Origin of the sequence: Paenibacillus motobuensis, from assembly GCF_039521865.1 — a bacterium.
Taxonomy (GTDB): Bacteria; Bacillota; Bacilli; order Paenibacillales; family Paenibacillaceae; genus Fontibacillus; species Fontibacillus motobuensis.
Window position 1 is genome coordinate 225112 of sequence record NZ_BAAACX010000009.1, and the last position, 14254, is coordinate 239365.

Annotated in this window: 14 protein-coding genes; 2 read left to right on the forward strand and 12 right to left on the reverse strand. The window is 40.7% G+C overall.

Annotation, left to right across the window (positions count from 1 at the left end; all coding sequences use genetic code 11):
• Nucleotides 1–7: 7 nt before the first annotated feature.
• Nucleotides 8–1168 carry an epoxide hydrolase family protein gene (locus ABD014_RS11715; RefSeq protein ID WP_343861154.1) on the forward strand — a complete coding sequence of 387 codons (1161 nt, stop codon included), beginning with the start codon at nt 8–10 and terminating at the stop codon, nt 1166–1168.
• Nucleotides 1169–1446: 278 nt separating this feature from the next.
• Here the strand turns inward: ABD014_RS11715 and ABD014_RS11720 are convergent, their stop codons facing one another.
• Nucleotides 1447–2412, reverse strand: a complete 966-nt coding sequence (locus ABD014_RS11720; protein ID WP_343861156.1) for an arsenic resistance protein — start codon at nt 2410–2412, stop codon at nt 1447–1449.
• A 219-nt stretch (nt 2413–2631) separates the two neighbouring features.
• Between ABD014_RS11720 and ABD014_RS11725 the strand changes: the two genes are divergently transcribed.
• Nucleotides 2632–3165: a CueP family metal-binding protein gene (locus ABD014_RS11725; protein ID WP_343861158.1), complete on the forward strand. Its 534-nt coding sequence runs from the start codon at nt 2632–2634 to the stop codon at nt 3163–3165.
• Nucleotides 3166–3171: 6 nt separating this feature from the next.
• Here ABD014_RS11725 and ABD014_RS11730 read toward each other — a convergent pair whose 3' ends face one another.
• The 11 genes from ABD014_RS11730 to ABD014_RS11780 all read right to left on the reverse strand — a co-directional run bounded on the left by ABD014_RS11730 (nt 3172) and on the right by ABD014_RS11780 (nt 14130).
• Nucleotides 3172–4386 carry a GDSL-type esterase/lipase family protein gene (locus tag ABD014_RS11730; RefSeq protein ID WP_343861160.1) on the reverse strand — a complete coding sequence of 405 codons (1215 nt, stop codon included), beginning with the start codon at nt 4384–4386 and terminating at the stop codon, nt 3172–3174.
• 222 nt (nt 4387–4608) lie between these two features.
• Nucleotides 4609–5376: an ABC transporter permease gene (locus ABD014_RS11735; protein WP_343861162.1), complete on the reverse strand. Its 768-nt coding sequence runs from the start codon at nt 5374–5376 to the stop codon at nt 4609–4611.
• Nucleotides 5377–6138 carry an ABC transporter ATP-binding protein gene (locus ABD014_RS11740; protein ID WP_343861164.1) on the reverse strand — a complete coding sequence of 254 codons (762 nt, stop codon included), beginning with the start codon at nt 6136–6138 and terminating at the stop codon, nt 5377–5379.
• A 12-nt stretch (nt 6139–6150) separates the two neighbouring features.
• Nucleotides 6151–7020, reverse strand: coding sequence for a pentapeptide repeat-containing protein (locus ABD014_RS11745; RefSeq protein WP_343861166.1), 870 nt, complete (start codon nt 7018–7020; stop codon nt 6151–6153).
• A gap of 14 nt (nt 7021–7034) precedes the next feature.
• Complete coding sequence (locus ABD014_RS11750) at nt 7035–7364, reverse strand: PadR family transcriptional regulator (RefSeq protein WP_343861168.1); 330 nt, start codon at nt 7362–7364, stop codon at nt 7035–7037.
• Nucleotides 7365–7530: 166 nt separating this feature from the next.
• Nucleotides 7531–8289 carry a YheC/YheD family protein gene (locus ABD014_RS11755; RefSeq protein ID WP_343861170.1) on the reverse strand — a complete coding sequence of 253 codons (759 nt, stop codon included), beginning with the start codon at nt 8287–8289 and terminating at the stop codon, nt 7531–7533.
• An 803-nt stretch (nt 8290–9092) separates the two neighbouring features.
• A complete protein-coding gene (locus ABD014_RS11760; RefSeq protein ID WP_343861172.1) occupies nt 9093–9719 on the reverse strand; it encodes a nitroreductase family protein in 627 nt (208 codons plus the stop codon).
• 45 nt (nt 9720–9764) lie between these two features.
• Nucleotides 9765–10199 (reverse strand): MarR family winged helix-turn-helix transcriptional regulator, encoded by a 435-nt coding sequence (locus ABD014_RS11765; protein ID WP_343861174.1) that lies wholly within the window; start codon nt 10197–10199, stop codon nt 9765–9767.
• A gap of 442 nt (nt 10200–10641) precedes the next feature.
• Nucleotides 10642–12120: an Lsa family ABC-F type ribosomal protection protein gene (locus tag ABD014_RS11770; protein WP_343861176.1), complete on the reverse strand. Its 1479-nt coding sequence runs from the start codon at nt 12118–12120 to the stop codon at nt 10642–10644.
• Nucleotides 12121–12283: 163 nt separating this feature from the next.
• Complete coding sequence (locus tag ABD014_RS11775; RefSeq protein ID WP_343861178.1) at nt 12284–13342, reverse strand: Cfr family 23S rRNA (adenine(2503)-C(8))-methyltransferase; 1059 nt, start codon at nt 13340–13342, stop codon at nt 12284–12286.
• Between the two features lie 395 nt (nt 13343–13737).
• On the reverse strand, nt 13738–14130 hold the full coding sequence (locus ABD014_RS11780; RefSeq protein WP_343861180.1) for a YmaF family protein: 393 nt from the start codon (nt 14128–14130) through the stop codon (nt 13738–13740).
• Nucleotides 14131–14254 lie beyond the last annotated feature (124 nt).

The following is a 14254-nucleotide window of genomic DNA, read 5'->3' on the forward strand; positions in this document are numbered from 1 at the left end:
AACCAAGATGGCTATTGAACGTTTTCATATTCATGTCTCAGACGAGATCCTTGATGATCTAAAATACAGACTGCATCATATTCGTTGGCCGGATCAAGTGGAAAATGCAGGCTGGGAACATGGTACAGAATTAAGTTATTTAAAGTCGCTCGTCTCGTATTGGAAGGACCATTATGATTGGCGCGTCCAAGAATCCACGTTAAACCTCTTAACCCAGTTTAGTTGCAATATTGATGGTATAGATGTTCACTTCGTACATGAGCGTGGTAAAGGACCCAACCCCTTACCCATTATTCTTACCCACGGTTGGCCCGACAGTTACCTTCGTTACCAGAAGATTATCCCTCTTCTTACTGATCCGGCCAGCTACGGCGGTAATCCTGAGGACTCTTTTGATGTGGTTGTCCCTTCTCTACCCGGATTTGGGTTCTCTGGACGCCCCAAACATTCTGGCGTCAACAATTTTCGCGTCTCGGAAATGTGGGCTAAGCTCATGACAAAAGAATTAGGCTACAAAAAATTTGCCGCTGCAGGTGGGGATATTGGCTCCGGTGTTACAAGATATCTAGCAGCAAACCATCCCGAACTATTATTTGGAATCCACCTTACCGATGTCGGCATAATAAGAAATCTCATAGCTTCATCAGATCAGGCAAAGCTTTCGGAAGAAGAATATCGATACAAGAAAAATGCTTCGGAATGGATTGCTCAGGAAGGAGGCTACATGTCCCTTCAATCGACACGCCCTCAAACTCTTGCTTATGGACTTTCCGATTCACCGGCAGGTTTGGCTGGCTGGATCATTGAGAAATACCGTGCATGGAGCGATTGTAATGGTAATCTCCAGCATAAATTCAGTGAGGATGAGCTAATCACTTATATTATGATTTATTGGGTTACGAACACGAGCGGATCGTCAGCAAGGATGTATTACGAAAATTCTCATTCTTTACCCCCATTAGGTTATATAGAGGTACCGACAGGCATCGCATTATTCCCGGCAGACATCTTGTTGCCGCCTAAAGAATGGGTTACACGCAACCTTAATGTTACTCGATGGACTTCGTTACCCCGCGGTGGGCATTTTACCGCTCTGGAAGAACCCGAGCTTTTGGCTGAGGACATTCGTGCCTTCTACAAGCCGTTTAGAGCTAAAATCAATACTTAATGACTTCAATAAACAACAAACAACGGTAGCCGACCATGTGGTTGGTACCGTTGTTATTTTCCACTAGGGTATTGCTTCCTCCTTCAATTCTTGTATAATGACGAAGCCTATTTTCATCCATTTGTTATGAGATTAAAAGCTTTACGGAGTATCACAAGGTTTCGGCTTGGGAGCTTGATATGCGAAAAACATCGGGGATGTTTACCGAAGATGAACTAGATGAATAGCTGGCTGAACTCGGCTGCGCCAGTTTCTAATGACCTTTTAATAATATTTACTTATACGTCCCGGTAGATAATATTAGGCACGATATAGATATATAAAAGCTCTGCGATCAGTTCAATAATTGTTTGAGTTACGACCACAGACGCTGCTATTGTGGCCATCTCTCCTGGTAAGGTAAGGGCCAAAGGAAGCACAACAAGTGAATTACGAGATCCTCCACTAAAAATAAGTGCCCTACCATCTGACGGACCTAGGCTAAAAACAGATGAGATAATTCGTGAAATTAATGGTGAGACTATATGGAATAATATATAGATCGGTATCACAGCAATAATTACATTGAATTCCTTCACAACTCTATTCATTTGAGAGCCGATCACCATGAATAGCACAAGTGCCATAAGTGGGACAGGTAGCCATGCTGTGAAGTTCAGTATTTTAACACCGCCAGCGTTTTTCCTTGCTAAAAACTGGATGGCCAATGCAAAAAACAAAGGGACAATAATTAAGTGAACAAAAGCTTCAACGAATGGACCAATTCTTACAATTTTAGATGCCTCAGCACCAATAAACAGCCACAGGTAAAAAGGCAGCATAATCATTTGGACTACAAAAAGAACTGGAGTAGACGCTAGAATTAACTTTTCATTCCCTTTGCCTAATTGAGTAAAAACAATGACATAATCTATACATGGAGTTAGAAGTACCAAGAAAACCCCGATCAGGACTGGGCTAGGCTGAGGAAAAAGCTTAGTTAATGCGAGTACAAGCAAAGGAACTAAGATAAAATTCACAAGCAGTAAAGCTCCTATAAAGCGTCTATTAGAAAGTGCTTCCCTTAATTTCAGAAAATGAATTTGACAAAACATACCGAATAAGAGAACCGCAATTATAAATGAAACCAAAGGTTCCAGGTAGCTACCTATTCGCGGACTTAACAATCCCACGGTTCCTCCAACAATTAATGCCACTGCATATACGCCGATTTGGTTATTTTCCAAACTTACCCTTGAAAACAACTATATACTCTCCCCTTTTTATTCGGTTTCCACATAATTTTTATGCCTGAAAACTAATTGCCGGGTCATTGGATACCAGACCAGCCATATTCACACCAAATTTCTCAATTGGCAATCAGAAAATTTCAGCAGATTGTTAAAGTGTGAATCATTTACTTCATGCCATTTATGGTGTATATACAAATTATGAAAACTATGAAAGATGAGGTAAATAGTTCAATGAGAAAACAATTGTTCTTTATTTGTGTTGCTTCAATTATCGCCTTAAGTGGGTGTGGAAGCCAACAGTCAGAAAACAAAGGGATAACAGAAAGTGAATCAGTGAATGTAAAACAATTAGTTAGTGATTATAGTACCGGTAATATAGAAGACCAATCCGCCTCAATTAATTCAACACAACTAATCGTTACTAAGCAGGATAATAGTCAGTTGACTTATGCATTGCCGAAAGACGAGTTCTTTGTTTCAATTGCACCATACATTGAACAAACACATCCTTGTGCCACCCATAGCTTGACTGGTTGCAGAGGTGAACTGATGAATGAAGAGTTTGAGGTATATATCGAAGATCGCCAAGGAAACGTTATACGTGATGAAAAATTAACGTCAAATTCCCATGGGTTTATTGATTTATGGCTTCCGAGAGATAAAGAATACAGTATCTCCATTACCCAAAATGAGAAAACCGCAGAATCCAATTTTTCAACGTTTGAAAGTGACGATACATGCATTACGACCATGAAATTGGCATAATAATCTCTACTTTACAAGCTCCTCCAAGTAGTCCAGGAAAAGCGGATAGAAATCCGGCTTGAAGTGCACGCCGTCGGCCGTGTAATGGATTTTGTTGTCGGCGAAGATGGGCGACAAGTCCACAAAATCTACTTTGACTTCATCGGTCAATTGTTCAAGCGCTTGGTTGAAGTCCGTAATGTCCGCATACCGCGGCTCTTGCTTGAGGGCTTCAACAGCGACTGGCGGGATCGAAAGGATGTGGAGCTTGACCTTTGGCAGCTTGTTCCGGATGCTGTCGATTAGCTGGCGATACCGCTCGATGAATTCCTGCTTGTCTGACAACCGAATGTCATTACTGCCGAGCAGAATAAATACATGCTCAGGCGCCAGACTAGCGAGTTTCTCGACGTTTGGGAGGGTGAAATCTAGTGTTGCGCCTCTCGGGGCAATGACATTTACCTGATCCAGTTTGTTTAGATAGGACAAGGCCCCCAGGATGGAATCTCCCAGGAAAACACTGTCACTGAACGCTGCTTTGTAGGCTTCGTTCGGATCGGTGACCGCTGGACCGCGCGGCTGATTGGCCAGATCCGTCCACTCCTTCAAATAGTCCAGCAGGATTGGATAGAACGGGTTCGTGAAATGAGAGCCGTCTTCATCATATTGAATCTTATGCTGCCGGAAAATGGGATTAAGGTCAATGTATTCTACTCCCTTCTCCTTCGCCATCTTCTGTAGGACTTCGTTAAAGGTCTCAATCTGTGGGTTCATGAGCGTACTAACCGGCGATGCTTCTTCTATTGGTGTAATCGATAGCACATAGACGCGTGCCGCCGGCAGCAGTTCGTTTATGCGATCGACCAGCAGGGCATATTGCTGTCCGAACGTTTTCTTTGCTTCCTCCAGCGGTTCCCCGAGATCGTTCTGTCCCATGGACAGGAACACCTGCGACGGCTTACGGCTCACGATCTCTTCAACGTAGTCCAGTGTAGTTTGCACCGTTGCGCCCAATCCCCCCATTACGTTCGCTTCAGGCAACAGGTCATCGTTCGTCAGTCCTCCAATAATGGAGTCGCCTACGAACAAGCTGCTGCCGAACAATTCCTGAACGCTGCCCGCAAATTCCTGCGTCGCCGCGAGCTGAGTTTTACCTTTGTCGTCAGCGGTACCACAAGCAACTAGAGTCGATAGTATCACCATTGACAGAAAAATACTCACCCATCGTTCTACCATTTTCATACGCAATAACTCCTTCTTACAAGATACCCATAGTATAAAATAGAGAAATGAATATCGGATGCAGACGAGATCAATATTGAATGATAGTGTAGCAAGCGGGAGAAAGACTCTACTAATTCGGGCAATGGATGCTCATCAAAACAAAAAAGGAGCAATTGCCGTTGGCAGATATGCTCCTTTATGAATCATGATAAGCTCATTTTCTCGATCGGATTCTATCGCTTACATCCGCTTTTTATACGCCCTCATCGCAAAAAGATACGCTACGAGCAAAATTCCAACACACCAAGCTAGAGCGATCCATATATCATTGCCTACTGGCTGACCTGACAGTAGTGATCGAATAGCTTCCACAATCGCGGTTACTGGTTGGTTTTCGGCAAACGCGCGAACGACCCTTGGCATTGACTCTGTCGGTACGAAGGCTGAGCTGATAAATGGCAGGAAGATAATCGGGTAGGAAAAGGCGCTTGCTCCATCCACTGATTTGGCGGACAATCCGGCGATCGCCGCGACCCAAGTTAATGCGAGTGTAAATAGCATGAGTATACCAGCTACTGCAAGCCATGACAATACCCCTACCGACGAGCGGAAGCCCATAATCAATGCTACGAGAATGATAACGACAACCGATATGGCGTTAGATACCAGTGAGGTCAGTACATGCCCCCATAGTACGGTGGAGCGTGATATTGGCATAGAGTGAAAACGCTCGAATATGCCCCGTTGCACATCGGTAAACAGACGGAAAGATGTGTAGGATACACCACTAGCAATCGCAATAAGCAGTATACCTGGCAACAGGTAATTTACATAGTTATCCGTTCCGGCTTGAATTGCACCTCCGAGCACATAGACAAACAGCAACATCATCGCGATCGGCATAAAGGTGACTGTGATGATCGTGTCCATACTGCGACTAATATGGCGCATGGAACGTCCAAACATTACGCTCATATCATTAAAGAAGTGCTTCCTTATCGCTTCCAATCACTTTTCCTCCTTTTTACCAACAATTGCAAGGAATATCTCCTCCAATGTCGGTTGTTTTTCAACATACTCTACCTCAGCAGGCGGGAGCAGCTTTTTTAATTCCTCGAGCGTGCCGTCGGCAATAATCCTTCCTTCATGTAAAATTGCGATTCGATCGGCAAGCTGTTCAGCCTCTTCCAAATACTGCGTAGTCAAGAATACTGTCGTACCGTTGTCAGCAAGCTCCCTAACGATTTTCCAAACCTCGATGCGCGACTCGGGGTCTAGCCCCGTAGTCGGTTCATCAAGGAAAATGATCTGAGGATTTCCCACAAGGCTTAAGACGATGTCAAGCCTGCGGCGCATACCGCCCGAATAAGTGGATGCTTTACGGTTGGCGGCGTCTGTCAGGCCGAAGCGTTTGAGCATGGTATCCGCCACTTGCTTGGGATTGTTCAGGTATCGCAGTTTGGCAATCATGATCAGATTTTCCCGTCCGGTCAATATTTCATCTACGGCGGCGAATTGCCCGGTCAGACTGATCGCCTGCCGCACATGATCTGGCATGGACTCAACATCGAACCCGTTTATGGCCGCTATACCGCTGTCCGGTTTGAGCAGCGTGCTAAGAATTTTGACAACCGTTGTCTTCCCCGCCCCATTGGAGCCGAGCAAGGCAAAAATACTGCCCTTTTCCACCTCGAAATCAACGCCCTTCAGGACTTGCAGCTGCTTGTAGGACTTTTGCAGTCCTTTGACTTGGATCGCCGATGCTGGCATATTTCCCACTCCTTATATGACCGTTACTTTTGACAAATCGACGACCCATAGGCCTTTGAGCGCAGCATAAGTCAACTTATCCATCGTCGCGCCGTCAAAGCAGACGGTTTTGAAATTAAGGTAAGACTTGTTTGTCATAGAGAAAGGTAGACGGAATGACACGTTCTTGAGCGTCGCTCCTCGAAACGAAACGTCGTTCAGTGCAGACTTGTCGAACTTGACGCCAATGAAGGTCTGCCCGTCAAAACAAATCCCTCGTAAATCGGAAGATTTGAAATCAACACCACTAAATACACAATTCTCAAAAGTGGCTTCTCTTAGGTCCGTCTTGGTCAGCTTGACATCGGTGAGTCTTATATTATTGAACTTTGCGCCTTTCAGGCTCGAGGTGCTCACGTTGGTGCGTACAAGGACGGATTTACGGAAGCTAGCATCTGTAAGGTCAGTAACAGAGAAGTTGCAGTCTGTCAGATTTGCGTCGTCAAAATTGGCTTTTTGTGCATTGCTGGTTGCGAACGAAGTACCGGTCAAGTCGGCACCGGCAAAGTTGGCTCCCTGTAAATCGCTCACTTTGAATTCGCCCTTGTGTAAAACAACGCCCGCGAAGTCGCTCTCTTGCAAATTGATCGCTCGGAGGTTAATCTGTACCTGCCGTTCCAGCGAACGGGAGAGATTTGCAACCTCCAGTACCGTTTCCTCAATGTTGCCGATGCTATCAATAGTCATCTCAAAAGCGGTCTCATCGTCCTTCCCCTCAGCTTTAAGTTCATGGAACCGCTCCTGCAAATCGGAGAGCAAGTCGGACTTTAGTTCTTCCACACTTTTTAATCCATCGTAGGGCGCAAAAACACCGTTTAAATAGTTATTCAATTTCTCATTCATCACAGCAAACCTCCCTATAATAAGTTTTCAAGCACGCGCTTTGCATACTCCCAATTCCTTTTGTTGCTGGCGTAAGTCGCCTTGCCCTTCTCAGTAATCCTAAAATATTTACGACGTCCGCCCTGAGACTCATCTCCCCAATACCACTCGATATCTCCGTCAGCCTCAAGTCGCCGTACGCTGGAGTACATCGTTGCTTCTTTTAATTCATACTCGCCGTCAGAACGCTGGGCAATCAGCTTGACAATCTCATAGCCGTAACGGTCAGCTTCGGATAAGAGTCGTAAAATCATTGTGTCGGTATGGCCGCGTAGTAGGTCTGATGTGATTTTGTTATCGCTCATATAATTACCTCCATATTTGCAGTATAAGACATAGTACTATGTCAGTCAAGGTAGTGTATTGATTAAAATACTTTACTGAATTTTATTCTTCCTGATCACCTTGGTTGGCCGGGTTAAGGGTTTTGCTGTTAAAGCACAAAAAGCCGCAATTATGCGGCTTTAACCATTACATCTTCAATGCAGCCTTTCTATATCTCATAACTTTCCTGTACATAGATTTATCTGACAACTTGTTAAAAATATAAGGATCTGGATTGGTGTTAACTTCAATAATCCAAGGGATCCAGGAATGATCAAATCCAATGTCAAGTCCGATTTGTCGTATTCCGGGGTGTTTTTTATGAAGATGCCCTGCTGTAGCTACGCCTAATTTATCTAATTTATGCATGACTTTTTTCATTTTACTTTCTGAGAGATGCGCACCGAGCAGACTTTTAACATCCATAGGCTTACCACCACTATGATAATTAGTCACAATCTTATCAGGTGGGGCAACTCTTCCTATTAGGGCAGTCGTTTCCCAAACTCCTTTGGGACTCAACTGTACCATAACCCTTATATCAAAACGCCTTTTTTTATATTTCACCAAATGAATCCCTTTTTGTATCAGGTAGCTTTTCTTTTTGGTTTCACGTAAAAGTGATTGGTAGAATGTTTCGTAATCCCGGAAGCTCTTTTCTGTGGTACCGAGCTGATAAGCATACTCCGCTCCCTTCTCTACGCGAATAACTCCCTTTCCATGAGTTCCAATCTCCGGTTTAACGTAAACCATACCGTATAGTTTAAGCATAGTTCTGAGTGTAGATTTTGAGAATTTTCGGGTATCCGGAATATGAGAGCGAGCATCACCATTCCCAAGGAGCACCTTAGTTTTAATCCATTTGCTCAATACATACCTGCGAGGCTTCCTAAGTACCACCGACATGTGTGTTCTCCCTTCACTCATCTGCTTTTTAACAAGAAAAAATCAGAATATACTATGCATCTTCTCATATGAATGAAGACAGGCCATTTCATTAATTATCGAAAAATAGGTATTCTTCTAAGACGTAAGACTATGCAATGCAAAGCTCAATGTATTTGAATACTCATAGGGAAACGCAGGAGGTCCAGTGAAATACCGACTAAATTGTCCGGTCAGATCGGAGGAATGAGATTGAAATTATTAATTGTGGCACCTGAACAAATCCCTGTTCCTGGAACGGGTTCCGTAGAGATTTGCATTCTAGCCATTGCAAAAAACCCGCCAAGCATCATCAGGTAACTGTGGTGAGTAGAGCAAAGGGAAATTTGGCTTCTCATAGTAAAGTTGATGGAGTAAACATAATAAATAGTTATAGCGGGTAAGGGAAAGGATTCTTATATGAAGTAACTTCGAGGGCAAGCATCAAAGCTTGGTATTTCTGTGTCCTGGATCGGGAAAAAGAAACATTCGGAAATCCATAGAGTTTTTCAGGTAGCTGATTGTTTTGCAGAATATATAGTTCGATTAGGAAAGAATAAAGAGCTTGTTCGTACATTGGGCAATAATGCACGAACCAACGTACTTAGCCGCTTTACATGGCGCCAAACATCATCCAGACTAGAAGCCATTTATTGATAATATTTGGGATGTTAACAAAAGCGGCTAACTAAGACATGAATCGAAATCTAGTTTGCCGCTTTTGTATTCAACTCCTGCCTGCTACCTGATTAAATGGCACTCTTTTATTCACGACTTATTTTATATTAAATAAAACGTGCGATTTGAGTTATTGGCAGACGTGATGACCCATATGCAGGAGCAGAGGCTTCACCAATTGCAATTAGCAAAATAGGTATTTCATTCTGAGGAAGGTTGAATTTTTCCGCAAACTTAACTTTATCAAAACCACCCATTGGTACCGTGTCATACCCCATATCTTTAGCTAACAGCATAATTTGCATTGATACTAGCCCTGCATCGAAGTATGCGATATTTTTTAAAACCGCTTCTGGTAAATTGCTGTATAAAGCACGAGAATTTTTAATCATTAAATCAGCTACTTCTCGAGTCATATAACCATGTTCATAATTGGCATCATATATTTGTTCTGCATTTTCATACATGCTAAGATCACCAAGTACAGCAATAATGGCTGATGAAGTCTCCACTTGCTCCTGATCATTGGCTATCGCACGTAATTCCTTTTTAACTTGTTGATCCTTAATCACAAGAAAGCGCCAGGGTTGCATATTACTTGATGAGGGTGCAGTAATCGCTTGTTGAAGTAGGTATTGTATCTTTTCTTCTGGAATGACAACTTCTTCTTTATATTTACGAACTGATTTACGTTCATGCATTAGTTGTTCAATTGTTGTTTGTGTTGTTGGCATCAAAGATACCCCTTTCTAGTTGAATTCAAGATGGATAATTTCCTCTTAACTTTTTAGTTTTTCTGCTTCGCTTTCAAACTTCTTGACTAAGATTTGCAGCTGCTTCAACTCTTGCTCTGTAAAGCTACCAAACATTTCATCCATAAAACGGTTCTTATCTAAATCGCAGTTGTCTAAAATATCCTTTCCTGCCTCTGTAATTTGCACAATCACTTCTCGATTGTTTTGCTCATTTCGATGACGAATGACATAGGTTTCTTCTTCAAGTATTTTTAAATGTCTCGTGACAGCAGCTTGGTCTATCTTCAACTCATGTCGTAACTTCATTTGAGAAAGCTGGCCTTTTTCTAATAATTTGTACAGTATTTCATATCGGGTTAAGCTAATGCCTGTTCGCTTTTCAAAATACTGAGTTACATGTCTATCAATATTTTTGATCATGAGGAAAATTTGTTTCATTTCCTGCAGAGACATCTGCATGCCTTTATCACCTCCACATATGACAAATCAATCGTTGACTCGTCAATTATAATGCAAGGAAATCTATTTATCAAGAATTAGCTTAAACTATATAAAAAAACACCCATATAAACAACAAAAACAGCTCCTGTTGATTTACAGGAGCTGTTTACTTACCATCCTATTAAGCCGGTGGAATAATTACTTCCATAATAGACCGGCCCTGAATTCTTAATGCCTTGGTCCGGAACATTAATATAGGAGCCAACAATATATGGCTGCAGCTTCTTCCTCGTGTTCCGAGCTAAGGCAATAATTAGGCAGTTTCTATATAACTTATGAAGCAAATCAACGTTGCATATGGGCTGAAGTCGATAATGTTAGATAAACACCTAGTCGACAAAATCTGCATATTTTTGTTGTGAATCAGGAGAAGAAATGTGAGGGATATCTTTACATCCAACTACATTGATATCCTTCTTGTTGCAACTGTTTGTTGGAATGCCTGATCATGCTCTACAAAAACCATGGTTGGGTTAAATGTTTGAATAAGCTCCTCAATCTGCATGCGCGAATAAATATCAATAAAATTTAACGGTTCATCCCAAATATATAAATGAGCCTTTTCACATAAACTTTTGGCTATAAGCAGCTTTTTCTTTTGTCCACCAGAATAATGAGATATATCTTTCTCGAATTGAATTCGGTCAAAATCCATTTTGCGTAAGATAGATTTAAATAATGATTCATGAATCTCATGTTCTGCAATGAAGTCCGATAATAGTCCCTTCAAATGAGAAGTATCCTGCTGAACATAGGAAATTTTAAGTCCAGAACCTAAATTTATTGAACCAGTATGTTGTATCGGATCTCCTAAGATTAGCTTCAGGATACTACTTTTTCCGCTTCCGTTCTTTCCATCAAGTACAATTCGGTCACCTGGTTTAACCTTAAAGCTAATTGGCTGATTCACGATTTGGTCATCGTACATAACAGACACATCAGACAAAACAATCAATTCTTTTGACTGAAATTCCAAGGGTTCTAATTTTAATAATTCGGTTTTTTCGACATTTTTGAGCAGTTTTGATTTTTCCACAATAGCTTTTTGTTGTCTTGATTCAATGTTCTTTGCTCTCTTCATCATCTTTGCCGCTTTATGACCTACAAACCCCTTGTCCAACTTAGAACCCGAATTCGTTGTACCATTTTTTGAAGCTTCCACTTGATGAGACCAACCTGCTGAACGCTTTGAGGAGTCTTTTAATCTCCCGATGTCTTTTTGTAGACGCTCATTGGTTGCCTCTTCATGTTCCTGCTGTCTATCAAAATTTAACTTCCATGAAGAATAGTTACCACTTTGAACTTCAATATTCGCTCTATTAATCGAGAGGATATGGTCAACGCATCCATCTAAAAAGATTCTGTCGTGTGAAATTAAAATAAACCCTTTTTTCTTCTTTAAATAATTGGAGACGATCTTACGTGCATCCGTGTCTAAATGATTGGTTGGTTCATCGATTAATAGGAATTGGCCTTCATTCAAGAATAATGCGGCAAGCAATACCTTGGTTTGTTCTCCATTTGATAATGTTATAAATGGCCGGTACATGACCTCGGCATCAACATCTAGATAGGATATTTCACGAAGAAATTCCCAATCTTCTGCTTGGGGGCAAATTTCTTCAAGAATTTCATAGGTATACTTATTCTTATCAGAAACTGGATAAGGGAAATAATTAAATTCTACCGAAGACGTGATTTTCCCACTATACTCATAATTCCCTAATAACAGATTAAAGAATGTTGTTTTACCTCTTCCATTTCTACCGATAAATCCAAGTTTCCAATCTGTATCGATCTGAAAGTTTACGCCTTCAAAAATATTGTCAAAACTGCTTGGATATGAAAAAGTTAAGTCTTGCACTTGTATCATTGACATGTTAATTCCTCCGTATAAGTTTTATAGATATTAGCGACTTATACGGAGCATTACATGTGTAACGATAGTATCTGAGTTACTCATTTCTTTCTCCCCTTTATTTTACAGATAAAAAATAAATATCAATCTTTCTATGAGAGAATAAAAAAATCCCCCCAAATTGCTAATTGTTGCTCTTTTGATAATTTCCATACAATTGACCACAGGCAGCATCTATATCGATTCCAAATTGACTTCTAATGGTCACATTAATACCTGATGATTTTAATTTTTTGTAAAAGTTAGCAACATGACCTTCATCTACTTCACCGAACCTTAAAGGAGAACTGACGGTTGGGTTATATCTGATTAAATTCACATGATATAAGCGTCCCTCTTTATATCGACCTTTTAATAGTCTTACAACTTCTTCAGCATGGTCGATCGAATCATTTACACCAGGCAACATAATATAGGCAATATATACCTTTCTTGATGTTATTCGTATATGCTCATCTAATGTGTCCAATACATCTAATAATGGATACCTATCATTAATCGGCATTAACTTACTTCGTTGTTCATTAAAAGGAGAATGCAACGAAAACGTCAAATTGACTTGCGGATAATTCAGCGTCATTTTTTTAATACTTGGAATAATACCAATAGTTGAAATAGATAACCTACGTTGGCTTAAAGCAAACAGCGTAGGATCAGTAAGTACATCTAAGGCATCAAAAACTTGAACATTGGCTAACGCTTCCCCCATCCCCATAAATGAAATACTATCAATGGAATGGCCTTGTAAATAAAAATGGAGGATCTGGTCGGTTATTTCATCTGAAGTCAAATTTCTTTTTAAGCCAATGTCACCTGTTGCACAAAATTTACACCCAAAATTACATCCGCACTGAGAAGATATACAAAATGATTCCCATCCAGCTTTATACTTCATATTTACCGTTTCTATTTTTTCATTTCCTGGAATTTCAAATAGGACTTTAGTCACTTGCTCAGAATGTTGTTCCTTTAAAGGAGCAATATCTAAAATAGACTCTCCAAATTCTTTAACTAAATGCTCTCTTAACGATTTCGGGAGTACACTAATTTCGTTGAATTTATCGATTCTTTCCTTAAAAATGGCATTCAATATTTGTTTCATTCTAAAATTAGGATAATGTTGTTCCTTTAAAAATTCTTTAATTCTTCTATATTTATTACTTTGACTTTGATTTAATTGCATTTGTCCTCATCCTTCCATAAGACTCTCTAGTTTTTAGGAGTATATAGAAAGGAGTTGCCTATCCCTTGGTTACAAATAAACACAAAAAAAGCACAGATACGATTATCGGTGCTTAAGCTTTAAATGAAAAATATGGACAAATAAACAAGAACTCTAAGTCATTGCTTTATAATTTATTTGCCATAGAGGTAAAGCGCCGATAACTGTTTTTGTATGGTTGTATAGCTTAGAAAAGGACAGACTACTCCCTTTGTCGGCGAATACATTACCAATTTTTGCATCTTTACCATACAGAAGTCTAAAAACAGTTAACATTGCTCGCACCTCCTTTTGTCAAATTTATTATTGAGTAATCTAGCATAAAAGCGAATATATGTAAAGCTATTATTAAGAATTCAATATCCTATTTCATCCCCGGTCTTACCGCCATATTTATGTGAGTGCGGAATACTTCCATTTACTGTTGTGAAACCTTCAAAGTAATGGTAGTGCCCTCCGTTTGGTAAAGGAACCGCTGGACCTGTAGTTCCTTTAATCAAATGCGCATGATGTTCATCAAACGAGGTCTCCACATAATAGTTATGAACATGTTGAACACCGCTTAGTGCAGGTTCTGTTCTTCCCGCATAATGATGATAATGTCCTACATCAAAAGAAGTCTTTCCTGAGAAGGGGTGAACGTGCATTTGGACCGGCCTTCCATCCCAACTTGTAATATACAAACTATGATCATGTTCGGGATTAGAGCCTTCCGAATGTATCATAAAACCTGTTATTGGCACTTCCATACGATATCATCCTCCAAACCATGGTTTGTTATAGAATATATGGTAATGGCCTGTTCCAGTATGCCTATGATCTCGCCATATTTGCAACTTCACCATCTATAACCAGACCAGCTTCCAAAACAAT